The organism is Pseudomonas sp. F3-2 (assembly GCF_038804275.1).
Lineage (GTDB): Bacteria > Pseudomonadota > Gammaproteobacteria > Pseudomonadales > Pseudomonadaceae > Aquipseudomonas.
Window position 1 is genome coordinate 1,851,718 of the sequence record NZ_CP152388.1, and the last position, 22,752, is coordinate 1,874,469.

Below are 22,752 nucleotides of genomic sequence, written 5' to 3' on the forward strand. Positions count from 1 at the left end.
ATGCAGTGTGCGCTGTTGTGCCTGAGACGGGCACTCGGAAAGCTCGCTCCGTGAAGGTGTACAAGAACCCTCGCAACGGTGAAGCCGTTGAGACCAAGGGTGGGAATCACAAGACACTCAAGGCGTGGAAAGCTGAGCACGGGAGCGATGTTGTTGAGTCTTGGCTGGCCTAATAATTAGTCTCGGTCTCACGCGAAAGCCGCATGGCTAAGACAGACGGCTTTTCGTCATTCGGTGAGGGTAAGCCTGTGGTTTGATTGGAGACTGATTGAGCCACGCTGCACTATAGGTTGAGCCAGACGTCATCCTTCGGGGGCTTTCAATGGTTACGCTGAATCGGGTCTGGTGGCAGCATCTAGCGCCCAAGTCGATGCACCGTAGGCTCGGGGAAATTGAGAAGCTCCTGACTCAGTGGTGCACCAGTGAATATGGGCAGCAGTGGCTGAATGTTGCTCGCACACCCCATGGCACGTTTCGTCTATTCCCTGGGCAATTAATACCTGTAGTTCATTTGATCGCGCTCGGGAATCGCGAGATATTCATCGCGCCACAGCAAGTGGTTAGGCAGGGGCACCGATTTGTTGGAAGCAAGGATTTTACCTCCGCACGTCCACTCTCCGACAACGAGATAGCCATAGGCCCATTGATTCGGCTAGACGTGGTTACCGATCAGGCCTTGCTCACTGCTCTACGCACGTTTCCACCGCCTCGGCACGTATCGGGTGTCACATTGCCCAGCATCGTTTTCACCATCCCGGCTCACTATCTGCTCTTACCTCAGCAATGGCCAGATAAGGCTTACGCGCTGTATCAGCACATTTTCGGGGAGGGAGGCTCGTATCCGGACGACGGTTTCTTTTACGTCGGCATCACGAAGCGGCGCTGGCTGAGTCGGTGGGCTGAGCACATGCGGGCGGTGGATAAAGGCAGCCAATTGCGCTTCCATAAAAAGTTTCGAGAGGAGAGGGACGCGGGCAAGATCACCTACATCCATCACAAAGTAATGGCGATCACTGATGATCTCGAAGCGCTCTACAGTACCGAAAAATTTGTGATTGACGGACACTGGAACGATGAAAGACGTCTCAACATGATTCCGGGCGGAAAGGCCGGCCTGCGATACCTTAGAGAGCATTCAATCCTTGCCAAGGGCGAGATCGCATTGCCTGATGATCGCGAGCGGGCTCTCGGCGATTGGTTGGACAGGCACTCAGGCCAAGCGCTACCCAGTATGACTCTGGCCGAAAAGTGGCAGGACGACGTGTGGGCCGCTGCCCAGATCTGCAGCCGTTCCGACCGGCTTTCTCTTGAGCAGGTGGCAGCCATCCACGACCTGTCCTCAGCACATGAGCCCGAGGAAATTTCAGATCGCACCGGGGCAACCATCCTGCAAATCCGGGACATCCTTTCAGGCAAGACCTACACCCGAGTGAAGTGAAGGTAGCCTGGCCATTCCGTGGCCACGGCTACTCATTTTTTGGGGAAGAAGAAGCTCCGTTGTTGCTTGAACGCGATGACATCATCAGTGTGGATTTGGGTAGCCTTGCGCCTGGTTCCACCTGTCGAAGTCTTGATCACGATCTCATTGCTCCCGAGTAGCGCAGAGTTGATGTCGTCGCTGTGAGCTGGCGTGTTGTTGTAGATCCTCTCGTAAAAATCTTTCACCTGCAGCGTTGGTGCTGAGTCGTGAAGGAATTTTGGAATGTCTTCCAACAGCTCCTCATTCGCTTGTTCCCTGGCAGAAGCGTTGAATAGATAAAGCGTCTTTCCTTGGTTTGGGTCGTGGGCAAGCATGTTGAGGCCTGATCGACCGTAGTGGGCTTGGGTTTCGCTGTCTTGGTGGAGGATGTCGTTGTACACCTGGCGAGCCCTGTGGGAGTTGGCGAGATGAATGAGCCAGTAACGCCAGCCATCAGGATTGTTGATGGAGAATGGACTGACGTATCTTGCGCACTTTTTGAAGCTGTTGAACACGATCCGCTCTGCGGCTCCCAGCCATTCACGCTTGGAGGTGTGCTGAACCAGTATTTCAAAGTCGTGGCTGGTCAGTTGAAGGTATGACAGTTGCGCCTTTAGAGCCTCGGGATCGTTCTTCTTTAAAAACGCCAGCAGCGCCTCAATCATGAACGTGTAGAAGATCTCAACAGATTCATTGAGGCCCATCATGTCAACCAGAGACTCCGTCTCCACATGGCTGTGACCGCATTGATCAAGGTTGAAGATAATGCTCTTGTGACGCTCTGTACGAATCAAGCCTTTGATAGCCGGGTAGACGTTTTCGAAAAGCTCACTAAAGTAGTGCGGATTAACTTTAAGGTGAGGATTTGAGCCTGTATGTTCCAGCAGCGCTGGGGCAAGATTGGTCTTGAGAATGTCAATGACATCTGGCTCAGCGTCATTAAGGATAAGACTGCACTCGATTTCAACCAGTGGCATCTTATCCACAGCTCTCTTCACGTTGATGGCCGTGATGGCTCGGCTCAACTCTTCAACGAAGATGATTGGAGACCCTGCCGCTCCGCAGTTGTATCGGCCAGCACCACTGAAGCCATCAACAACGGCCAGGCGGAATTTTCTAACCTGAGGCGATCTACACCGTGTTATCACGTAGTTGTAGAAGTACTCGCGAAGAATCTGGTGCTTTTTCCTTGAGTGCTCGGAGAGTACTGCGCCTTCTCCCCAAGCATAATTCTTTCCTACCATGGATATTCCTTGTCAGGCTACCGTGTTTCTTCTACGCCATGCCCACCAGCTTTACAGGCATTTCGTCCCAGGTCTTGCCACGGTATTCTCTGCCGTTGGCTTTTTTCGAACGTCGGACGTTGTCTTTACCCCACGTCCCCCATTGCTTGAAGAAAAATGCTGTACCACTGTCCAGGCACTGGTTGTAGATCTCATCGATCCACTCCTCCTTAACCGGACGCGCCTTGTTGCCGCTCTCGCCACCTACAATGGCCCAGTCGATCTGCGTGAGATCAATGCTGCCCACTGGCCCTATGAGCGGTTCGAAAGAGATGAACCTGATTTGCGCAGGGGTGTCTTTCAGGAACTGGACTCGTCCAGCGGCATCTTTATCTTCAATGGACGTGCCCAGCCAGACGTTGGGTAGAACCTCAGTGATGACTTCGTTGAGGATCTGTTTCATCCGCTCCGGGCGCTTGGTCAGAATTTGATAGTTGTGATGCGGGGTTTCTCGCATCACCTTCCACACGGCAACGATGAACTCGTCACTGACCTTTTCATGGAAGAGGTCACTCATTGAGTTCACAAAAACCTTGCGGGGTTTCTTCCAGCGATACGGAATCGCCAAAGAGTCATGGTCTTCTACGATAGAGCCGTTCCAGACGATGCGTTTGTTCTTTTTGCGGGTCAAACCCATGTACTTCGGGGTGCCCATGGCTTCAAGCCGACGTGCCATTTCCATGGCATAGCAGTTTTTGCACCCGGCACTAATGATGGAGCAACCTGCTACCGGATTCCAAGTAGAGTCTGTCCATTCAATCTGTGTCTCTGCCATATCCTTTCCTAGCCCCCTCGTTTGCGTTCCTAATCGGCGCATTTCTGACCGAGAGAGCCGAATTCGATGGTCATCATAATGAATTACTTGCCATTAGGGCAGGTATGAGGCGCTGATTGGGGCTCTGTCAGTCAAGTGCTGTATAAATGTACAGTGTACTGTGATTTGCTCGATTTGGCTCCTCAAGGAGATGCTTCCCGCCCAATGGCGCGTAGAGTAGGAATGGTCTTCGCATTAAGATCCGAAGCCAGGGGGGGAGGGCTGTCGACCCTCGTCGACAGCATCAATGTCGTCAGCCTGCTCGCCGAGGAAGACCCCGAGGGCTACGAGCTGCTGTGCTCGATTCCGGTCAGATACCGGTTCGTCGACAAAGGCACCGAACTGGTGACGCATCGGCCGATCATCAACACCGACCGTCAAGGCCGAACCCTGGGCGTGCATTACAGCCCACGGCTCGATGCACTGCCGTTGCTCGACGTCCAGACGCTGCGGCGCTTCCATCGGGCGCGCAAGCGTCTGGGCGAACTGTTTACCGATCCGGGGAACGAAATCCGCTTCAAGCTGGCACCGGGCGAACTGATGCTGTTCGACAACAGCCGCGTGCTGCACGGTCGCACGGCTTATGACCCCAGCGAAGGGCATCGTCATCTTCAGGGCTGTTACATCGATCTGGACGGCCCGCGCGAACGCTACGCCAGCGCCCTCAAAATCCTCGGCCATGTACAGGAGAAGTGAAAGTGGAGCAGGTTGCGTTCATTGAAATGAAGGCAGGCACAGCCGAGGAGTATCACTTCCTCGAGCGCCTGGAGCAGGACTACAACAGCCTCCTGCCGGAGCGGATTCTCGAAGCCCTCGAGGCGTCCGCCCATACGCTCAGCGGCTACAAGGTCAATCGCCTTGAACACGCGTTGCAGGCGGCGGCCCGGGCAGAGGCGGACGGCGCGGACGAAGAGATGATCGTCGGCGCGCTGATTCATGATCTGGGCGACAGTCTGGCGCCCTATAACCACTCGCAGTACGCGGCCTCGATCATCCGGCCCTACGTGCGCAACGAAGTCACCTGGATACTGCACCATCACGGGCTGTTTCAGAATTTCTACTACGCGCATCACTACGGCGGCGACCGTAACGAGCGCGATCGCTACAAAGGGCATCCGTATTATCAAAGCTGCGTGGATTTCTGTGAGCGTTGGGACCAGTCGTCGTTCGACCCGGAGTATCCGACACCTGCACTGAGTCATTTCGCGCCGATGGTACACCGCATCTTCAGTCGCACGGCGTTCGACCCTCAAGTGATCGGGCGCGAATACCCCCTCGACTGACGCAGCGCCCTGAACGCTTCATCAAGCCTGCCCGGACCGGGGCGCGATTGCACAGGAAGGTCCTGCTCAATCGTCCTCGGTTTTTACTCGCCGATCATGCATCGGGGCTCAGCGTCAGGCAGTGGCGCCTACTTCGTCGCCGGGTGCGCGGGGCGGGGCATAGACAGGAGTGGCAAGCCCTTCGAAACGCGCTTTGAGCTGCAACGCCAGGTACAGCGAATAATGCCGTGACTGATGCAGGTTGCCGCCGTGGAACCACAGGTTCGGCTGCCGCGTCGGCTTCCACATGTTGCGCAGTTCGCCCTCGTACGGACCAGGATCTTTCGTGGTGCCCGAGCCCAGACCCCAGCAGGGCCCGACGTTATCGGCGACTTCCTGGGAAATCAGCTTCGCTGCCCAGCCGTTCATCGATCCGTAGCCGGTGGCGTAGACGATCAGGTCTGCGGGCAGGCGACTGCCGTCGTTGAGCACCACCGTGTCCGCTTCAATGCGCTCGACACCCAGGCCCGGCGCGCTTTTCAGTTTGATGGTGCCATCGGCAATCAGCGCCGAGGCGCCCACGTCGATGTAATAACCGGAGCCGCGCCGCACGTATTTCATGAACAGGCCCGACTCGTCGTCGCCAAAATCGAGCATGAAACCTGCCTGGCTCAAACTCTCGTAGAAGTCTCTGTCACGCGCCTTGATGACGTCGAACACCGGCCGATGGAAAGCGGGCATGACTTTGTAGGGAATGGAGGCGAAGAGCATGTCGGCCTTGTCGGTGGTCAGGCCGCTTTCCACGGCATCCTCCGAGTACAGGCCGCCAAACACCAGGTCCATCAGGCTGTCCGAGCGCACGATGTGCGTGCTGGAGCGCTGCACCATCGTGACGTCGGCGCCGTTCTCGACCAGGTCGGCGCAGATGTCGTGGGCCGAATTGTTCGCGCCGATCACCACCGCGCGCTTGCCGCGCCAGGCATCGCCGCCCGGATGCCGGCTGGAATGATGCTGCTGACCCTGGAAGTGTTCGGCGCCGGGGTAGGCAGGTACGTTCGGCACGCCGGACATACCGGTGGCCAGAATCAGCTGGGTCGGCGTCAGTGTCAGCGGCTCGCCGTCACGCTGCACCTGAACCGTCCAGGTGCCCGCTTGCTCGTCGAAGCGCGCACTTACGCATTCGGTGCGCGGCCAGTAATTGAGCTCCATGACCTTGGCATACATCTCCAGCCAGTCGCCGATCTGGTCCTTTGGCGTGAACACCGGCCAGTGATCGGGGAAGGGCAGGTACGGCATGTGGTCGTACCAGACCGGGTCATGCAGGCGCAGCGATTTGTAGCGTCCGCGCCATTGATCACCGGGGCGCTCGGCTTTGTCGACAATCAGGGTCGGCACGCCCATGCGTTTGAGCCGCGCCGCCAGGCCCAGGCCGCCCTGACCTCCGCCAACGATCAGGCAGTAAGGCTGAACGGTGCGGCCCAGCGACGCTTCTTCATCGCGGCGACGCTCCAGCCAGTTGCGCCCGTCGGCGTGGCCGTGACCATGACTGGCGCCCATCGGTCGCCGGCGGCCGGTGGGCTCTTCGAACCCCTTGAGCTCGCGCAGGGTCGTCAACAGGGTCCAGCACAGGCCGTCCTTGAGACGCACGTAGCCTTTGCCGCGACCGGCGTCTGTCTCAAGGCTGATCCAGCCTTCGAGCACACCGTCGTTCAGCGTCGCTTCTCCGTCCAGCTGCCACTGCTCGGGCCGGGTCAGGTCCAGGCGCGCTTCGAGCATGTCCCGGATCGCGGGCTGGCCTTCCAGTGTCACCAGATTCCAGCTGAACAGCAGCAGGTCTCGCCAGTAGCATTCGTCGGCAAAGAGTTCCAGGGCGCCGTCCAGGTCCCGTTGGGCGAGCCGCTGACCCAGATTGTCGACCCAGGCGGCCAGTTCGGTGGTCGGCGTTTGATGAGGTGTTTCTACGGCGATGTTCATGGGGGCTTCTCCCGATCTTGTTGTTTTTGTACCGGACCGGATCAGAGCAAGCGTCGGGCCACCTCGGCCAAACCTGCGTGGCAGACCGGTTTTTGGAAGATTGGCCAGTGTTTTGAGATCGGCGGAGTGTCACGCTGGCGATATGACTCGGTGACACAGTGTCACGCGGCGCGCGGGCGGCCGGGGGCGGTCTCTTGGTCTAAGCTGCGGACTGAGCCGTCGCTTCCCGTCACGGAGAACAACAATAATGACGCCCACCCTGATCAACGCCCACGCGCAGCAGGTGCTGCAAGCGGTGCAGGGCACTCACGCCAGTGCAAGCCCAGGCCCTGACCTTGCCATCACCCGATCGTGGCGCCGCTGTCTGGATCAACATCGACTCGATCCCGCCAGCCGCCGCGCGCCCGATGTCCTCGAGCAGCCGCGCCTGCAGGATCACCGCGCGCCGCTGGAACACATGATCGCCGCCGCGCGCTGGCAGATGAACAGCCTGCACCAGCAGGTCGGGCGTGACGGTCGTGTGGTGCTGCTGACCGACGCTCGCGGGGTTGCGATCGACAGCGTATTCAACGGGGCCGAGCGTTCGGAGTTCCAGCGCTCCGGGCTGTGGCTGGGGTCGGTGTGGAGCGAAGAAAACGAGGGCACCAATGGCGTCGGCACCTGCCTGGTGGAGCGCCGCCACGTGACGATTCGGCGTGATGAGCATTTTCGCGGCAAACACGTCGGGCTTACCTGTTCGGCCAGCCCGGTATTCGATTCCAGCGGCGAATTGCTGGCGGTGCTCAATCTTTCCTCGGTGCGCAAAGAGCAGAGCCTCGCACAGCATTTTCAGGCCATGGCGCTGACCCAGCTGTCCGCCAGACTGATCGAAAGCTGCTTTTTCCTGGGCAATGAACCGCACCGTTATCTGTTGCGCTTTCACCCGGAAGCCGGGTTCGTGGGGCTGCTGGGAGAAGGCCTGCTCGGTTTCGACGATGACGCCCGCGTCTGCTCGGTCAATCAGGCCGCGCTGGATCTGTGGGACATGACCCGGGCGCAACTGGTGGGCCAGCCGCTTGCAGCGTTAGTGCAGACGCCCATCGAACACCTGCTGAGTCAGGCCAGCGCTCAGCCTGGCGTGTGCTGGCCACTGCGCTTGCTCGACGGTCGGCTGTTTTACGCTCAGCTTCGCGCACCGCTGCGTACGCCACCACGGGCGACGCCCTCGCAACCCGGCATCAAGGATGCACGCGTGTGCCTGGAGGATCCGCGCCTGCAACGCGGCTTCGACCGCGCGCTACGGGTACTGGAGCGGGATGTGCCGGTATTTCTGCAAGGCGAAACCGGCACGGGCAAAGAAGCCTTCGCCGCGGCACTGCACCGGGCCAGCAGCAGGGCAGGCCAACCTTTTGTCGCGATCAACTGCGCGGCCATTCCCGAGTCGCTGATCGAAAGCGAGCTGTTTGGTTACCGTGGCGGCAGCTTTACCGGCGCGCGCAAGGACGGCATGGTCGGCAAGCTGGAGCAGGCCCACGGCGGAATCCTCTTTCTCGATGAAATTGCCGACATGCCGTTGGCACTGCAGACGCGTCTGTTGCGGGTGCTGGAGGAACGTCAGGTCGTGCCGCTGGGCGGTGCGTCGGCGCGTCCTCTGGATGTTCGCCTGATCAGTGCCAGCCATCAGGACTTGCAGGCCTGCGTGGCCGACGGCCGTTTTCGCGAGGACCTGTTCTATCGCGTAGGCGGGTTTGCCGTGCAGCTGCCGCCGCTGCGCGAGCGCTCCGACCGAGACGCGCTGCTCGACCTGTTGCTGCGCAACGAGGCCAAGGGCTTGCGGATTCAGCTGGAGCCGGGCGTCAGGGAACGTTTGCTGGCGCACCCCTGGCCGGGCAACGTCCGACAACTGCGCACCTGCCTGCGCACATTGATCGCGCTGGCCCGGGAAGGGCGCGTGACGCTCGACGATGTGGCCGAGCTGTTGCCGGACGCCTCGGCGGTGGCGCTAAACCCCTTGCATCAGTCCGAGCGTCAGACGCTGCTCAGCCTGATCGAAGCCGAGCACTGGCATGTCGCTCGGGTCGCCGCGCGGCTGGGCATCAGTCGCAATACGCTGTATCGCAAGCTGCGGCATCACGGCATCGTTCGTCCCGGCCGGCCCGACCCGCTGCCCTCGTGACTGCCTGTGCGCAGAAGGGGGCGACGCTGCCAGCGCGCGCTTTCCAGAGTCTTGCCCGTGTTGGTCTGAACCTTGCTACTTCCCCTGTACAGGACGCCTCGCCAACCGAAAATTGACGCAAGGTCGCCTGCACCTTCTCGCAGACACGAATCGGCACGCTCCCAGATGAGCTGCCTTGGAGCCAACCTTGAGCACCCTCTCGGAAATTGCAGCAAACCTTTTGAAGCGTGAACACATGACCGAGGCGCCTGGTGCGCAAGGCGCCGCGCCGGCGGGGATGGGCTGGGAGCAGTTGATGGCGCTCTCCCAGGAGAAGGACGTGCTCAAGTGGCAGGCGCAGCTCAGCGACCTGATCAACCGGACACAAGGTCAGCGTCGGGTGACGGTCATGCGCGTGATTCAGGGCGGGCTGTCGTAAAACCTGGATGATTCGCCCGGGTAGCAGACGCAGCGCGGCTTGAAGCAACACCGCGCTGTGGCTCGCTCAGGCCGCTGCATCGACTTCGTCCCACGCTTGAAGTATGTCCGTTACGCGGCATTGGTCGACATATTGGCGTTAGCCTGCACGTTCAGGGCGCGTTAAAGTCGCCACCATGTTCCTGCACATCCGGATGAAAGAGATGACGCGCCCTCGGTTCTTACCTGACAACTTCACCCTGACGCTGGTCGCCGTGGTGATCATCGCAAGCTTTTTGCCCGCCAGTGGGCAGGTCGCCGTCGGCTTTGGCTGGTTGACCAACATCGCCATTGCCCTGCTGTTTTTCCTTCATGGGGCAAAACTCTCGCGTGAGTCGATCATCGCCGGTGCGGGCCACTGGCGCCTGCATTTGCTGGTGTTCGGCCTGACCTTCGTGCTGTTCCCGCTGCTGGGCCTGGCGCTCAAGCCGGTGCTGTCACCGCTGATCGGCAACGATCTTTACATGGGCATCCTTTACCTTTGCGCACTGCCGGCCACGGTGCAGTCGGCAATTGCCTTCACGTCGCTGGCGCGCGGCAATATTCCGGCGGCGATCTGCAGCGCAGCGGCGTCGAGTCTGTTCGGGATTTTCCTGACGCCGCTGTTGGTGACGCTGCTGCTGAATGTTCACGGCGAGGGCGGCTCGACGCTCGATGCGATCATCAAGATCAGCGTGCAGTTGCTGCTGCCGTTCATTGTCGGCCAGATCGCCCGTCGCTGGATCGGTGCCTGGGTAGGGCGCAATAAAAGCTGGCTGAAGTTCGTCGATCAGGGCTCGATTCTGCTGGTGGTCTATGGCGCATTCAGCGAGGCGGTCAACGAAGGCATCTGGCACAAGATTCCGCTCTGGCAACTGGGCGGTCTGGTGGTCGTCTGCTGTGTGGTGCTGGCGCTGGTGCTGACGGCCTCGACCCTGCTGTCCAAGGCCTTCGGCTTCAATCAGGAAGACCGCATCACGATTCTGTTCTGTGGCTCGAAGAAAAGCCTGGCGACCGGCGTCCCGATGGCGCAAGTGCTGTTCGCCGGCAGTACCATCGGTGTGTTGATCCTGCCGCTGATGCTGTTTCATCAGATTCAGTTGATGGTTTGCGCGGTGCTCGCCCAGCGTTACGCCAAGCGCACTGAACCGGTTGCGGAACTGATGGCGCAGGTCGATCCGTAATCGTCTTGGTGTCACGCCGCTGGTATGAAAAAGCCCCGATGATTCGGGGCTTTTTGTGTCTGCAAGCGTTGATCGCGATCAGGCTTCGGCCAGTTGTTCCTCGTATTCCTTGACGTACTCGCCCGCCAGTTTCTCTTTCTGCTTGTCGTCGAGCAGTTTTCCGGCCATCTGGAAGAACTTCTGCTCTTCTTCCTTCAAATGATGGTGGACCTTCTCCGAGAGCTTCTTGGCGGTCGCCAGCCAGGCCGGGCTGGACATCTCGGTCTCATCCAGTTCTTCCATCATCTCGTCCATCTCATGGTGCTCGGAAATGGCATGGCGGCTCAGATCGACGCCATTGTCGAACTGCATCAGCGGGATATAGAAGAAGCGCTCTTCGGCGGTTTCATGAGCCTGGAGTTCGGCCTTGAGCTGCTTGTACGCCTCAACGCGTTCCTTGCTGTCGCCGTGGGTCTGGATCAGTGCATCGGCGTAACCGCGCTGCCGGTCATGGCTTTCTCTCAGGGCTTCGAAAATGTTCACGGTGTGGTTCCTTGGTCAACGGCAGGTGTGCCTATTGCTAGACCGTCGGCGATGATCGGACGTTCCCTGAGGGCAGGGGCATAAGCTTAGATCCATACGTTTCTTTCATATTCATGGGCTATTTTTATAATAAAAAAGAATTTCAACCCGAACGCTCATGCATTTCCATGCTGAGCGTCCGCTTCAGTCGCCTTCAACCCAAGGATCGCCATGTCCCTTCGCACGCTCATCGTCGCCGCCACTCTGCTGCTGGCGACGGTCACTGCCCACGCCGAGCAGGTCATCAATATCGGCTATCAGCGGTCTTCCACGCTGTGGATTCTGCTCAAGAACGACGGTCAGCTCGAGCAGCGCCTCAAACCGCTGGGCTTCACGGTCAACTGGCATGAGTTCAGCAGTGGTCTGTTGAGCGCCATGAATGCCGGCAGCGTCGATCTGCACGCTGACGTGGCGGATGCCTTTGCGCTGTTTACACAGGCCGCCAACACGCCGCTGACCTATTACGCCCGTGAAAACCCGTCGCCGACTGCGCAGGCGATCATCGTCCAGGACAACTCGCCGATCCACAGCCTGGCCGATCTGAAGGGCAAGCGCGTTGCAGTGTCCAAGGGCTCGGGCAGCAACTTTCTGTTGATCTCGGCGCTGAAAAAAGCCGGGCTGACCCTCGCTGATATCCAGCCCGTTTACCTGGAAGCGCCGGACGGCGTGGCGGCGTTCTCCAGCGGCAATGTCGACGCGTGGGCGATCTGGGACCCGTTCCTGGCGACGCAACAGCGAGAGCACCATGTGCGTGTATTGGCCGATGGCAGTGATGGCGTTGCCAACTACAACCGTTTCTATGTCGCCAATACAAGCTTCGCCAAGGCCCACCCGGACGTGCTGCAAGTGGTGTTCGATACCCTTCATGACGCCGGGCAGTGGGTCAAAGGCCATCCGCAGGAAGCGGCGAAAAACCTGGCGCCGCTGTGGGGCAACCTGCCGACGGCAACCGTCGAGCTGGCCAACAGCCGTCGCAGCTACGACATCGTGCCGGTCAAGATCGACCAACTGGCCGAGCAGCAGCGCATCGCCGATTACTACTTCGAAGCCAGGCTGATTCCCAAGCCACTGAAAATTTCCGACATCGCCGTCTGGGTGCCCAAGGCCAACTAAGCAGGAGACTGTCCATGAGTCGTCAAATTCACCTGTCTGCCTTTCTGCTGACCGGCCCGGTCATCCACAGTCACGCGGCCTGGCGCCACCCTGAAACGATCGGCAATTATCTGGACCCTGAGTATTACGCGCGTACGGCGCGGGTGGTGGAAGAAGGGTTGTTCGATTTTCTGTTTTTCGCCGATCGTCTGGCCGTCGGTGACCAGATGGGCGGCTCCCGCGATGTGGCGTTGCGTTACGGCGCCCAGGATGCGACGCGTCTGGATCCGCTGCCGATTCTGTCCTATCTGGTGGGGCAGACCCGCAAGCTGGGGCTGGGCGCCACGCGTTCGACCACTTACTACGAGCCCGCGCACATCGCCCGAGAATTCGCCACGCTGGATCATCTGTCCAAAGGCCGGGCGGCGTGGAACATCGTCACGTCCATGAACGACAGCGAAGGGCGGCTGTTCGGCAAGGACAAGCACCTTGAGCACGATCTGCGGTATGACCGCGCCGATGAGTTCGTCGAAGTGGCGCTCAAGCTATGGCGCAGTTGGGCGCCGGATGCCTTGAAGCTGGATCGCGAAAGCGGTGTGCTGGCCGACCCTTCGAAGATTACCTCCGTGCAGCATCAGGGCGAGTGGTTCAAGGTCGAAGGGCCGCTGAACATACCGCGCACACCGCAGGGTCGTCCGGTGCTGATCCAGGCCGGTTCGTCGGGGCGAGGGCGGCGGTTCGGTGCGCGCTGGGCCGAGGCGATCTTCACCATTCACCCTCACCTGAAAGCGATGCAGGCGTTTCGCGAAGACGTGCGTGGGCAGGTCGTGCAACAAGGGCGCAGCGCCGACAGTTGCAAGGTGTTGACCGCCGTGATGCCGTTCATTGGAGGCAGTGAGGCCGAAGCGCGGGCCAAGCGCGACCGGCACAACGCGCTGGCGCGCCCGGAGTTGGGGCTGGTGACGCTGGCCTCGCAATTGAACGTGGACCTGTCGCCGTTTCCGCTGTCGGCCACGCTGGCCGAAATTGCCCGTGATCCGTCGATCCATCCGGCTGCCGCCGAGAAGCTGCTGATGCAGGGCGCGCAGACCACGCTGGAGGAGCTGGGGCGGATCTTCGCCAGCAGCGTTCGGGTCCCGCAACTGGTGGGAACAGGCGCGCAGATCGCCGATCAATTGGCGGAATTGTTCACCCAGGGTGGCTGTGATGGCTTCGTGATTTCTCCGGCGTATCTGCCCGGCTCGTTCAGCGAGTTCGTTGAAAGCGTGATCCCGCACTTGCAGCGCAAAGGCTTGTTTCGCACGGCTTACGAAGGTTCGACATTGCGCGAGCATCTGGGGCTTGCCGCGCTGGAGGATTGAGGCCGCGAACGCTGACCTTGTCTGAATCGATCCCTGTAAGAGGGCGTCTGCTCGCGAAGAAGCCGGTCCGGCCGACGCTGCTTCAGTGGCTGACCTTGAATCATCGCGAGCCCGCCCGCTCCCGCAGTGAGTGGCATTCGTCCCGGCTTCAGGGGGTGTCCGGACAATCTGCATCCTGTACAGCCTTCTGACAGCCTCCCTTGCTCAATTACGGGCTGACATCCGGAGCATGCTGCGTATGATGGGCCCGACGTTTTTTTGCAAAGGGCCCATGTCGATGATGAAGTTTTTCGCCGCGCTGCTGTGCGTATTCACGGGTTTTGCCCATGCCGAACCCGCTCTGCTGGGCGACCTTGCCTTGCCCTATCTGGCCGCTGCCCCGGCGGACACCCGGAACAAACCCCTGATCATCTTCCTGCACGGCTACGGCAGCGACGAGCGCGATCTGTTCGGCATCAAGGACGAGTTGCCCCAGGATTACACCTACCTGTCAGTGCGCGCGCCGCTGGAGGTCGACGGTGGCGGTTACAAGTGGTTCAGCCAGGACACCGATCAGGCCGAGTACGAAGGCGTTACCCGAGACGTTGACCAAAGCACCGATCAGCTCAGGACGTTCATTCAGCAAGCCACGGAAAAATACGCCACCCAGCCCGACAAGGTGGTGCTGATCGGCTTCAGCCAGGGCGCGATGATGAGCTACCAGATCGGCCTGCAATACCCGGAACTTGTCCACGCCATTGCGCCACTGAGCGGCAAGATCCTGGCCGACCTGAATGCCCGCCTGAAACCTGACGATCGCCTCAAACCGTTGAAAGTCTTCATCGGCCACGGCACGGCCGACACCCGCGTGGCATACGCGGGCGCGACCGATGCGCAGACCGTTCTGGAAAACCTGCTGATCAGCCCGCAGTTTCACGCGTATGCCGGAGCAGGGCACACCATCACGGGAACCGAGGTGACCGATCTGAAGCGCTGGATCGAGACCGTGCTGAAGCCTTGATCCCGCGAACGAGTTCGCTCCCGCACGGCGAACGGCTCCTCCGGTCACAGCCCCTGACTGCCGCGAATCAGTTCGTACGCCCTGCGGGCCAGTGGGTTGACGGTGTTGGGCCGTATCCACAGGTGATAGGTGACATCCGGCAATCGCGGCAGTCCGTCGGCTTCACCGAGTACGCGCATGTCCGGGCCGAGCATTTCCATGCTGCGCGCCGTCACGCCCAGCCCTGCGCGGGTGGCGGCTTTGATGCCGATCAGGTTTGACGCCAGGTAGGCCTGGCGCCAGGCGATATTGGCGCTTTCCAGCGCCTGCATCGCGTAGCGACGGTAGATGCTCGGTTCGTCCACCAGAATCAATGGAATCGGCTCGCCCGGTACGTGGATGTATTGCGCCGAGCAGATCCACCAGACCGGCGAGGTGCGCAGGGCGAACCCTTCGAGCGCCGGATCCTCGCGGGTCGAAATCACCATGTCGACCTTGCCGCGGTGCAGGTCCTCCATCAGAAACGGGCTGCGGCCCACGTCGATTTCCAGGCGCAGCCTGGGCGCCGACCGGGCGATGTGGCTGAGGATGGGCGGCAGGATGGTATCGGCGATGTCATGGGGCGAGCCGATGCGCAGCACGCCGCTGAGGCTGCTTTCGCGCAGGGAATTGAGTGCATCGTCGTTGAGCGACAGCATCTGCCGGGCGTGGCGCAGCAGCTGTCGCCCGGACTCGGTGAGCTGCTTCTGACGACCCTGTTTCTGAAACAGACTGACACCGATCTGCTGTTCGAGGCGCTGCATGTGCTGTGTCACCGATGATTGCGTGCGCGACAGCTGCGCGCCGGCGCCGGCGAAACTGTGATGATCGACAACGGCGACGAAGGTGCGCAGCAGTTCGAGATCGAGTGTCGAGGACATGTTTTCTATCCTGTAACGTCAGTATGTGTAGGCACGAGGCTTGTGCCGCCGATCTGCCGGTTATCGGCAACGAATCGGTCGACAGCGCAGCCTGGCGTGCTGCGCGCTGTGTCGACAACGGATGGCGGGACAAGCCACGCGCCGCGAATTACATCAGCTGCGAAGGCCAATACATTACGGATTTTTATGAATATGAAACACCTTTTCCTTCAGGATATTCACGAAGCCCAATAAACACGGACTTATTCCGTTTTGCGCTAAGCCGTGAAACTAGAAAGTTATAACCATATTTGATATTTGCATTTCCGTTGCTGTTGATTGCTCCCCTAGGATGCGTTCATTACAAGGCGCCGACCCACGAGTCTCAGGCGCCGAGCCGATGATCTTTCGAGGGGAAATCCATGCCGTACACGCGCTCGCCCATTACCCGTCTGTTGCCCTTGTTCGCGGGCGCTCTTGTTGCGCTGGGCGCCAGCTTCGCCGCGCAGGCCGACGCCACGCTGGACAAGATCGAGCAGCGTCATCGTGTGGTGGTCGGCGTGCTGTTGTCCGGTGGGCCGTTCGGCTCCATCGATCCGCTTACCCAGCAACCCAAAGGCCTGAATGTCGATCTGGCGCAGAACATCGCCAGTCAGTTGGGCGCTGAGGCTGAACTGGTGCCGGTGCTTCCGGCCAACCGGGTGCAGTTCCTCCAGCAGGGCAAGGTCGATCTGTTGATCGCCAACATGGAGTGGACCGCCGAGCGCGGTCAGCAACTGGGCTTCGTGCCGACGCCGTTCTATCGCGTCGGCGGCACCGCGGCGGTGCTCAAAGACAGCAAGATCACCCGCTGGGAAGACCTCAAAGGCCAGCCCGTCTGCACCTCGCAAGGCAGCAGTTACGTCAAGCCGCTGACCGAGTTCGGGGCGCAGCTGAAAGCGTTCAAGAGCTCCTCGGAATCGCTGCTCGCCCTGCGCGGCAACAACTGCGTCGCAGCCGTACATGACGCCACGCTGATCAACCCACTGATCGCCGACAGTCCGGAATGGCAGAACTATCGCGCGATCAGCCCCGAGCTCAACCCTGCGCCTTCGGTGATCTGGACACGCCCCGGCGAGACCGACACCCAAGCCAGGCTCGACTCCATCGTCAAGGAACTGCATCGCAGCGGCTGGCTGATCGAGGCCGAAAAGCGCCATCACATCACGCCTGCGTCGCCTGCGCTGGTCGAGCTGCATGACAAGTTTCAGGCCGCCGGCGCCTGAGGCGTTGCATTCATTCGGGCTTCCACCACAAGGCAATCGTTCATGAGCAGTTTTTCCTTTGGCAAGACGCTGTCCACTTGCGGCCTGGCGCTGAGTCTGGCGCTGAGCGCGGCGTCCGCACACGCCGACGCAACGCTGGACAAGATCCAGCAGCGGCACAAGATCAGCATCGGTGTGATCCTCAGCGGCCCGCCGTTCGGCACCATCGATCCCAAGACCGGCGAGCACCTGGGCTACAACGTCGAGCTGGCCAAGGGCATCGCGCAAAAGCTGGGTGTGGAGATCGAGACCGTGTCGGTACTGGCACCCAATCGCGTGCAGTTTCTGCAGCAGGGCAAGGTCGACATCCTGATCGCCAACATGCAGTACACCGATGAGCGGGCGGAGATCCTCGACTATGTGCCCACGCCTTACGAAGAAGTGGGCGGCGCGGCGCTGATCCGCAAAGGCGCAGGCATCAGCACTTGGGAAGACCTCAAGGGCAAGCCGGTGTGCGTGTCGCAGGGCAGCAACTTCATCAAGCCGTTGCAGGAAACCTACGGCGCGCAGATCAAGGCGTTCCGCAGCCAGTCCGAATCGCTGTTGTCGTTGCGCGGTAACGGCTGCGTGGCGGCGGTGCACGTCAGCCCGACCATGCACGCGCTGCTCGATGACCCGGAATGGGCCGACTACGACATTCCGCTGGCCACCGACCTGATCCCGTCCAAATCGGTGATCTGGGTGCGCAAGGGCGAACACGACACGCAAGCGAAACTGGACGCGATCATTCGTGACTGGCATCGCAGTGGCTGGCTGATCGAGGTCGGCCAGCGCACTGGCATGGCGCCTTCCCAGGCTCTTCGCGATCTGCACGAGCAGTTCCGCAATGCCGCGCCGCTGGCGGCGCAGTGATTCCCGGGAGACCAGCCATGAGCGGTGAACTGTTCCAGACCTTGCAGCAATTGCTCGGCACGCCTTACGTCCTGCCGGGTGAGGCGTCACCCGCGCAACTCACCGACAAGCAGGGTACCTATGTCGGCAAAGCGCTGGCGGTGGTGCGCCCGGCCAATACGGAGGAGGTCGCCGCAGTGGTGCGTGCCTGCGTCGCGCACCGGGCGCCGATCGTCGTGCAGGGCGGAAACACCGGCCTGATGGGCGCGGCAACCCCGGACAGCAGCGGGCGGGCGGTGCTGTTGCTGCTCGACCGGCTGAACCGGGTGCGCGAGATTGATACCGATAACGACACCCTGACCGTCGAGGCCGGTTGCATCCTGCAGAACGTTCAGGAGGTTGCCCGTCGCGCGGGGCGGTTGTTTCCACTGAGCCTGGGCGCGGAGGGCAGCTGCACCATTGGCGGTAATCTGGGCACCAACGCAGGAGGCACCGCGGTGCTGCGCTACGGCAACACCCGCGAGCTGACGCTGGGGCTGGAAGTGGTTACCGCCGAAGGTGAAATCTGGAATGGGCTGCGCGGCCTGCGCAAGGACAACACCGGCTACGACCTGCGCGACCTGTACATCGGCAGCGAAGGCACGCTCGGCATCATCACCGCCGCGACGCTGAAGCTGTTCCCGTTGCCCAAGGCGCAGAGTACGGCCTTTCTGGCGTTTGATTCGCTGGCGCACGCGGTCAGTTTCCTGTCTCACGCCCGGGCCGGTTTCGGCGCCAGCCTGACCGCGTTCGAGCTGCTGACGGCCGATTGCCTGGCGCTGCTGCGCGAGCAGTTTCCCGAGGGGCCGCAGCCTTTTCTGCGGGCGCCGCAACCCTGGTTCGCCTTGCTCGAACTGTCCGACAACCACAGCGAAGCGCATGCCCGTCAGGCGTTTGAAGACGTGCTGGGCAACGCCTTCGAAGAAGGTCTGCTGGCCGATGCGCTGATTGCCGAGAGCCTGGCGCAGAGCGAAGCGCTGTGGCTGCTGCGGGAGAACATGAGCGAGGCGCAGAAACGCGCCGGTCGCAACATGAAGCACGATATTTCGATACCGGTCTCGCGCATCGTCGAGTTCGTCGAGCACACCGATGCCTTGCTGCAGGCGCATTTTCCCGGCGTGCGCAATTTCACTTTCGGTCATCTGGGCGACGGCAATCTGCATTACAACGTCGCGCATCCGCTGGACTCCACGGTCGAGGCGCACATGGCTCATTACGCTGAGCTGAGTGAACGGGTGCATGACAGCGCCCACGCGTTCGGCGGCTCGATCAGCGCCGAGCACGGCATCGGTCAGCGCAAGCGGGCGATGCTGACGCGCTACAAGAGCACCGTGGAACTGGACCTCATGCGCCGGGTGAAACAGGCGCTGGACCCTCTCAATCTGCTCAACCCAGGCAAAGTCCTGGCAAGCCCCGAAAGCCGGAGTGACGCCCCATGAGCGTTCGTCTGTCCACGCGCATCCAGCGCGTTTCGCTGTCGGCCAATGCCGCCGCCAAATCCCGGGCCACCGAGTTGCGTGAGGCCGGTCGCGACATCCTCGACCTGACCACCGGCGAGCCGGATTTCGACACACCGGAGCACATCAAGCAGGCCGCCTACCGCGCCATCGACGGTGGCGCCACCAAGTACACGCCGACGCCGGGCGTGAAAAAACTGCGTGAAGCGATCCAGCGCAAGCTGCAGCGGGAAAACCGCCTGGATTACACGCTGTCGTCGATCGTCGTCGCCAACGGCGCCAAGCAAGTGATTTTCAATGCCTTCGCCGCGACGCTGGATGAGGGCGATGAAGTGCTGGTGCCGGTGCCTTACTGGCCGTCGTTTCCGGACATCGTGCGGGTCAACGGCGGTGAGCCGGTGTTCATCGAATGCGGTCTGGAGCAGGGCTGCAAGCTGACCCCGGCGCAGCTCGAACAGCACATCAATGGGCGCACCCGCTGGCTGATTCTCAACGGCCCGGGCAACCCGAGCGGCGCGGTGTACAGCGAGGCGGAACTGCTGGCGCTGGCCGAGGTGTTGCGTCGGCATCCCCACGTGCTGGTGTTGCTGGACGAACTGTACGAGCACATTCGTTTCGACGGACAGCCGGCCGTGAGCCTGCTCAACGTCGCGCCCGACCTTCAGGCCCGGGCTTTGCTGGTCGGCGGGGTGTCGAAAACCTACGCCATGACGGGCTGGCGCATCGGCTTTGGCGCCGGCCCTCAGGTGCTGACCAGCGCCATGGCGGTCATGCAGTCGCAGTCGACGTCCGGCGCGTCCTCGGTGGGACAGGCTGCGGCACTGGCGGCGTTCGAGGGCGGCCTGGCGTTTCTTCCCGATCAGGTGCAAGCCTATCGGCAACGTCGGGATCTGCTGGTGTCGACACTCGGCAACGTGCAAGGCCTGGACGTGCTTACGCCAGAAGGCGGGTTTTTCGTCTTCGTGCGTTGCGCCGGTCTGCTGGGACGCATCCGTCCCGACGGTCAGCGCCTGAACGACGACGGCGATGTCGTCGATTATCTGCTGGAGCAGGGCGTGGCGGGTGTTGCGGGCAGCGCCTACGGCTTGTCGCCCTGGTTTCGTCTGTCCATCGCCACCGCCACCCACAGCGTGATCGAGGCCGGACGGCGCATTGCCGACGCCTGCGCACAACTGCGCAGCGAGGCACTTGCATGAGTCATTGGCTTGCCCTTGATCAATGGCTGGGGGCGTTCGTGCAGTGGACCGCGAAGTTCGGCCTGAACTACGGCTTTCTGCTGGATGCTTACCAGCGGGGTTCGATGGTCAGCGGTGCGCTGACGACGGTGCTGCTGTGCCTGTGCACCATCGTCGGCAGCCTCCTGGCAGGGGTCGCGCTGGCGGCCATGCTTACCAGCGGCAAACCTTATCTGGCCAGGCCTGCGCGGGTGTTCATCGAAGTCACCCGCAACACGCCGACGCTGGTGCAGCTGTACTGCGCGTTCCTTGTCCTGAACATGCTGCTGACCCAGGCGGTGGGCGCCGCCAACCCGCTGACCCCGTTCGCCTGGGTGGTGATCGTGATATCCCTGCACAAGGGCGCCTTTCATGCCGAGGCGTTGCGCGCCGGCATCGAAGCGGTGCCGGCGGTCACCCTGGAAGCGGCAAGTTCGCTGGCGTTCAGCACGCGCCAACTGCTGTGGAACGTGCAGCTGCCGCTGGCCTTGCGCTTCGCGTTGCCCTCACTGATCAACAACCTGATCGACCTGGTGAAGATGACCGCGGTGGCCTCGGCCATTGCCGTGGGCGACATCACTTATGCCTCGATCATGATCTGGACCCAGAGCGACAACGTGCTGGAGCTGATGATTCTGCTGCTGGCGTTCTTCGGTCTGCTCAGCTTCGTCGTCAACTGCGTCGGCCGTGCCCTGGAAGCAAAATTGAGGATGCCCGGCTATGGCCATTGATTCGTCTGTGAACCTGCCGTTTTCGTGGCCGCGTCGGCATCCGGGCAAGCTGCTGCTGGCAGCGGTGTTTGCCGTGCTGGTTATTTATGCGGCGCCGGGCAGTCCGGTGCTGGCGGCGCTGTGGGAATGGTCACCTGCGCTGGCCACAGGCTTCGGCCAGAACATCCTCATCAGCCTGCTGGCGATTGCGATCGGTTCGCTGCTGGGGCTGTTGATCGGCGCACTCGGCGTGTCGCCGCTGTGGATCACCCGCTTGCCTGCGCGCATCTGGGTACAGGTGTTTCGCAACGCGCCGTGGCTGGTACTGATCTACTTCACCACCTATGTGTTCCCGTTCGAGTTGCGCATCGGCAGCGCCTGGATTGCCTTTCCTGATTGGGTGAAAGTCACGATCGGTCTGGCCTTGCCGGCCAGCGCCAATGTCGCGGAGATCTTTCGTGGCGCGATCGGCTCGATCCCCAGCACTCAGTGGGAGGCCTCGCGCTCGCTGGCGTTCACACGGGGGCAGATTTTCCGCTCGATCATCCTGCCGCAGTGCTTCAAACGCATGCTGCCGCCGTGGATGAACCTTTACGCGGTCATCACCATGGGCACCGCGCTGGCCTCGCTGGTGGGGGTGCATGACCTGATCGACACCGCGCAGATCGCCAGCAATACCGTCAACCGGACCGGCTTTACGGTGCTGATCTATTTCAGCGTGCTGGCGCTGTTCTTCGCCTATTGCTACCCGATTTCCCGACTCACTCAGTACCTGGAGCGACGTTATGCCTTCTCCTGAAACGCGCGCCGAGCAACCCCTGATCAGCCTGCGCGACATCCATCTGTCGTTTGGCAGCAACCGCGTGCTCAAGGGCATCGATCTCGACGTGCAGCGCGGCCAGGCAGTGTCGATCATCGGCCCGTCGGGCTCGGGCAAATCGACGATCCTGCGTTGCATCACCGGCTTGTTGCAGCCTGAGCGCGGGTCGATCCGCGTCGGCACCACCGAGGTCCACACGCTCAATAACGAAGCGCAGCGTATCGAGCTGCGCAAGCGCGTCGGATTCGTTTTCCAGCAGTACAACCTGTTTCCGCATCTGTCGGTGCTGGAGAACCTGGTGATCGCACCGCGCAAGGTGCTGGGGCGCAATTCGGTCGATGCGGAAAAAGAGGCTCGGGTGCTGCTCGCCAAGGTGCGCATGGAGCACAAGGCCGATGCGTACCCGGGGCAGTTGTCCGGTGGTCAGCAGCAGCGCGTGGCGATTGCGCGGGCCCTGGCGATGCGGCCCGAGCTGATCCTGTTCGATGAAGTGACTTCGGCGCTGGACCCGGAAACCGTGGGCGAGGTGCTGACGGTGATCCGCGAACTCACGGAGGAGGGCATGACGTGCGTGCTGGTCACCCACGAAATGCGCTTCGCCGAGGACATCAGCGACGTGGTGTATTTCACCGAGCATGGCCTGATCGTCGAACACGGCAGCGCCGAACAGATTTTTCAGCGCCCGCAGAGCGAACGCACCCAGGCCTTTTTGCGGCACGCGCTCGGCGACGCGGGTCGGCGTCCCGCAGCCAGCGGCGACCCTTATTTGTTGAGCAATATCAGTCGGTACAGCCTGTCGGTGTAGCGACGGGCTGGAATGGCCACCCTCGGTCACCGCAGACCTTGTAGAAGCGCGCTTGCCCGCGATGGCGACAAACCATCCAACATCGTCGGCGACAGGTATCCCCCATCGCGGGCA

General features: G+C 61.2%; 21 protein-coding genes and 1 pseudogene. 17 read left to right on the plus strand and 5 right to left on the minus strand.

Going from position 1 to position 22,752, the window contains the following annotated elements; all coding sequences use genetic code 11:
* Positions 1-26 precede the first annotated feature (26 nt).
* Positions 27-173: pseudogene (locus AAGQ88_RS08470) on the plus strand (histone-like nucleoid-structuring protein, MvaT/MvaU family); the annotation flags it as partial.
* Positions 174-730: 557 nt separating this feature from the next.
* Positions 731-1,438 carry a hypothetical protein gene (locus AAGQ88_RS08475; protein WP_342654972.1) on the plus strand — a complete coding sequence of 236 codons (708 nt, stop codon included), beginning with the start codon at positions 731-733 and terminating at the stop codon, positions 1,436-1,438.
* A gap of 32 nt (positions 1,439-1,470) precedes the next feature.
* Here AAGQ88_RS08475 and AAGQ88_RS08480 read toward each other — a convergent pair whose 3' ends face one another.
* Both AAGQ88_RS08480 and AAGQ88_RS08485 read right to left on the minus strand, forming a co-directional pair.
* Positions 1,471-2,703, minus strand: a complete 1,233-nt coding sequence (locus tag AAGQ88_RS08480) for a three-Cys-motif partner protein TcmP (RefSeq protein WP_342654973.1) — start codon at positions 2,701-2,703, stop codon at positions 1,471-1,473.
* Positions 2,704-2,734: 31 nt separating this feature from the next.
* On the minus strand, positions 2,735-3,517 hold the full coding sequence (locus tag AAGQ88_RS08485) for a phage Gp37/Gp68 family protein (protein WP_342654974.1): 783 nt from the start codon (positions 3,515-3,517) through the stop codon (positions 2,735-2,737).
* 204 nt (positions 3,518-3,721) lie between these two features.
* Between AAGQ88_RS08485 and AAGQ88_RS08490 the strand changes: the two genes are divergently transcribed.
* Positions 3,722-4,252, plus strand: coding sequence for a TauD/TfdA family dioxygenase (locus AAGQ88_RS08490; RefSeq protein ID WP_342654975.1), 531 nt, complete (start codon positions 3,722-3,724; stop codon positions 4,250-4,252).
* A gap of 2 nt (positions 4,253-4,254) precedes the next feature.
* On the plus strand, positions 4,255-4,839 hold the full coding sequence (locus AAGQ88_RS08495) for a peptidase (RefSeq protein ID WP_342654976.1): 585 nt from the start codon (positions 4,255-4,257) through the stop codon (positions 4,837-4,839).
* Between the two features lie 114 nt (positions 4,840-4,953).
* On the opposite strand, the gene AAGQ88_RS08500 is transcribed toward AAGQ88_RS08495, so the two are convergent.
* Complete coding sequence (locus tag AAGQ88_RS08500) at positions 4,954-6,792, minus strand: NAD(P)/FAD-dependent oxidoreductase (protein ID WP_342654977.1); 1,839 nt, start codon at positions 6,790-6,792, stop codon at positions 4,954-4,956.
* A gap of 247 nt (positions 6,793-7,039) precedes the next feature.
* Between AAGQ88_RS08500 and AAGQ88_RS08505 the strand changes: the two genes are divergently transcribed.
* The 3 genes from AAGQ88_RS08505 to AAGQ88_RS08515 all read left to right on the plus strand — a co-directional run bounded on the left by AAGQ88_RS08505 (position 7,040) and on the right by AAGQ88_RS08515 (position 10,566).
* Positions 7,040-8,947, plus strand: a complete 1,908-nt coding sequence (locus tag AAGQ88_RS08505; RefSeq protein WP_342654978.1) for a sigma-54-dependent Fis family transcriptional regulator — start codon at positions 7,040-7,042, stop codon at positions 8,945-8,947.
* Positions 8,948-9,134: 187 nt separating this feature from the next.
* Entirely contained in the window at positions 9,135-9,365 is a 231-nt protein-coding gene (locus AAGQ88_RS08510) for a hypothetical protein (protein WP_342654979.1), read from the plus strand.
* A gap of 202 nt (positions 9,366-9,567) precedes the next feature.
* Positions 9,568-10,566 (plus strand): bile acid:sodium symporter family protein, encoded by a 999-nt coding sequence (locus tag AAGQ88_RS08515; RefSeq protein ID WP_285425817.1) that lies wholly within the window; start codon positions 9,568-9,570, stop codon positions 10,564-10,566.
* 78 nt (positions 10,567-10,644) lie between these two features.
* On the opposite strand, the gene AAGQ88_RS08520 is transcribed toward AAGQ88_RS08515, so the two are convergent.
* Positions 10,645-11,088: a hemerythrin domain-containing protein gene (locus AAGQ88_RS08520; protein ID WP_285425780.1), complete on the minus strand. Its 444-nt coding sequence runs from the start codon at positions 11,086-11,088 to the stop codon at positions 10,645-10,647.
* A 210-nt stretch (positions 11,089-11,298) separates the two neighbouring features.
* Here AAGQ88_RS08520 and AAGQ88_RS08525 point away from each other — a divergent pair, with 210 nt between their 5' ends.
* From AAGQ88_RS08525 to AAGQ88_RS08535, 3 genes are all read left to right on the plus strand, one after another.
* Positions 11,299-12,240 (plus strand): aliphatic sulfonate ABC transporter substrate-binding protein, encoded by a 942-nt coding sequence (locus AAGQ88_RS08525; RefSeq protein WP_285425779.1) that lies wholly within the window; start codon positions 11,299-11,301, stop codon positions 12,238-12,240.
* A gap of 14 nt (positions 12,241-12,254) precedes the next feature.
* The gene (locus tag AAGQ88_RS08530; protein WP_342654980.1) at positions 12,255-13,580 is read left to right on the plus strand and encodes an LLM class flavin-dependent oxidoreductase; all 1,326 of its coding nucleotides are present in this window, start codon (positions 12,255-12,257) and stop codon (positions 13,578-13,580) included.
* 277 nt (positions 13,581-13,857) lie between these two features.
* Positions 13,858-14,580: a dienelactone hydrolase family protein gene (locus AAGQ88_RS08535; protein WP_342654981.1), complete on the plus strand. Its 723-nt coding sequence runs from the start codon at positions 13,858-13,860 to the stop codon at positions 14,578-14,580.
* Between the two features lie 44 nt (positions 14,581-14,624).
* Here the strand turns inward: AAGQ88_RS08535 and AAGQ88_RS08540 are convergent, their stop codons facing one another.
* Positions 14,625-15,479, minus strand: a complete 855-nt coding sequence (locus tag AAGQ88_RS08540; RefSeq protein WP_342654982.1) for a LysR substrate-binding domain-containing protein — start codon at positions 15,477-15,479, stop codon at positions 14,625-14,627.
* Positions 15,480-15,880: 401 nt separating this feature from the next.
* Between AAGQ88_RS08540 and AAGQ88_RS08545 the strand changes: the two genes are divergently transcribed.
* Genes AAGQ88_RS08545 through AAGQ88_RS08575 form a run of 7 tightly spaced genes read left to right on the plus strand, consistent with a single transcriptional unit; the run spans position 15,881 to position 22,638 of the window.
* Complete coding sequence (locus AAGQ88_RS08545; protein ID WP_093466986.1) at positions 15,881-16,723, plus strand: transporter substrate-binding domain-containing protein; 843 nt, start codon at positions 15,881-15,883, stop codon at positions 16,721-16,723.
* 42 nt (positions 16,724-16,765) lie between these two features.
* The gene (locus AAGQ88_RS08550; RefSeq protein WP_342654983.1) at positions 16,766-17,614 is read left to right on the plus strand and encodes a transporter substrate-binding domain-containing protein; all 849 of its coding nucleotides are present in this window, start codon (positions 16,766-16,768) and stop codon (positions 17,612-17,614) included.
* 17 nt (positions 17,615-17,631) lie between these two features.
* Positions 17,632-19,071, plus strand: a complete 1,440-nt coding sequence (locus AAGQ88_RS08555) for an FAD-binding oxidoreductase (protein WP_342654984.1) — start codon at positions 17,632-17,634, stop codon at positions 19,069-19,071.
* Positions 19,068-20,285, plus strand: a complete 1,218-nt coding sequence (locus tag AAGQ88_RS08560; protein ID WP_342654985.1) for an aminotransferase class I/II-fold pyridoxal phosphate-dependent enzyme — start codon at positions 19,068-19,070, stop codon at positions 20,283-20,285. The genes AAGQ88_RS08555 and AAGQ88_RS08560 overlap by 4 nt, the downstream gene beginning before the upstream one ends.
* Positions 20,282-21,034 (plus strand): amino acid ABC transporter permease, encoded by a 753-nt coding sequence (locus AAGQ88_RS08565; protein WP_342654986.1) that lies wholly within the window; start codon positions 20,282-20,284, stop codon positions 21,032-21,034. Before AAGQ88_RS08560 ends, AAGQ88_RS08565 begins: the two co-directional genes overlap by 4 nt.
* Positions 21,024-21,812 (plus strand): amino acid ABC transporter permease, encoded by a 789-nt coding sequence (locus AAGQ88_RS08570; protein WP_342654987.1) that lies wholly within the window; start codon positions 21,024-21,026, stop codon positions 21,810-21,812. Before AAGQ88_RS08565 ends, AAGQ88_RS08570 begins: the two co-directional genes overlap by 11 nt.
* Complete coding sequence (locus tag AAGQ88_RS08575) at positions 21,799-22,638, plus strand: amino acid ABC transporter ATP-binding protein (protein ID WP_342654988.1); 840 nt, start codon at positions 21,799-21,801, stop codon at positions 22,636-22,638. Before AAGQ88_RS08570 ends, AAGQ88_RS08575 begins: the two co-directional genes overlap by 14 nt.
* Positions 22,639-22,752: the final 114 nt, after the last annotated feature.

Bases quoted from the DNA above. Each gene is read 5' to 3' on its own strand.
- AAGQ88_RS08530 (WP_342654980.1), top strand. From the start codon at position 12,255: ATGAGTCGTCAAATTCACCTGTCTGCCTTTCTGCTGACCGGCCCGGTC.
- AAGQ88_RS08500 (WP_342654977.1), bottom strand. From the start codon at position 6,792: ATGAACATCGCCGTAGAAACACCTCATCAAACGCCGACCACCGAACTG.
- AAGQ88_RS08490 (WP_342654975.1), top strand. From the start codon at position 3,722: ATGGCGCGTAGAGTAGGAATGGTCTTCGCATTAAGATCCGAAGCCAGG.
- AAGQ88_RS08575 (WP_342654988.1), top strand. From the start codon at position 21,799: ATGCCTTCTCCTGAAACGCGCGCCGAGCAACCCCTGATCAGCCTGCGC.
- AAGQ88_RS08565 (WP_342654986.1), top strand. From the start codon at position 20,282: ATGAGTCATTGGCTTGCCCTTGATCAATGGCTGGGGGCGTTCGTGCAG.
- AAGQ88_RS08540 (WP_342654982.1), bottom strand. From the start codon at position 15,479: ATGTCCTCGACACTCGATCTCGAACTGCTGCGCACCTTCGTCGCCGTT.
- AAGQ88_RS08570 (WP_342654987.1), top strand. From the start codon at position 21,024: ATGGCCATTGATTCGTCTGTGAACCTGCCGTTTTCGTGGCCGCGTCGG.
- AAGQ88_RS08560 (WP_342654985.1), top strand. From the start codon at position 19,068: ATGAGCGTTCGTCTGTCCACGCGCATCCAGCGCGTTTCGCTGTCGGCC.
- AAGQ88_RS08550 (WP_342654983.1), top strand. From the start codon at position 16,766: ATGAGCAGTTTTTCCTTTGGCAAGACGCTGTCCACTTGCGGCCTGGCG.
- AAGQ88_RS08535 (WP_342654981.1), top strand. From the start codon at position 13,858: ATGATGAAGTTTTTCGCCGCGCTGCTGTGCGTATTCACGGGTTTTGCC.
- AAGQ88_RS08515 (WP_285425817.1), top strand. From the start codon at position 9,568: ATGACGCGCCCTCGGTTCTTACCTGACAACTTCACCCTGACGCTGGTC.
- AAGQ88_RS08485 (WP_342654974.1), bottom strand. From the start codon at position 3,517: ATGGCAGAGACACAGATTGAATGGACAGACTCTACTTGGAATCCGGTA.
- AAGQ88_RS08525 (WP_285425779.1), top strand. From the start codon at position 11,299: ATGTCCCTTCGCACGCTCATCGTCGCCGCCACTCTGCTGCTGGCGACG.
- AAGQ88_RS08545 (WP_093466986.1), top strand. From the start codon at position 15,881: ATGCCGTACACGCGCTCGCCCATTACCCGTCTGTTGCCCTTGTTCGCG.
- AAGQ88_RS08555 (WP_342654984.1), top strand. From the start codon at position 17,632: ATGAGCGGTGAACTGTTCCAGACCTTGCAGCAATTGCTCGGCACGCCT.
- AAGQ88_RS08480 (WP_342654973.1), bottom strand. From the start codon at position 2,703: ATGGTAGGAAAGAATTATGCTTGGGGAGAAGGCGCAGTACTCTCCGAG.
- AAGQ88_RS08505 (WP_342654978.1), top strand. From the start codon at position 7,040: ATGACGCCCACCCTGATCAACGCCCACGCGCAGCAGGTGCTGCAAGCG.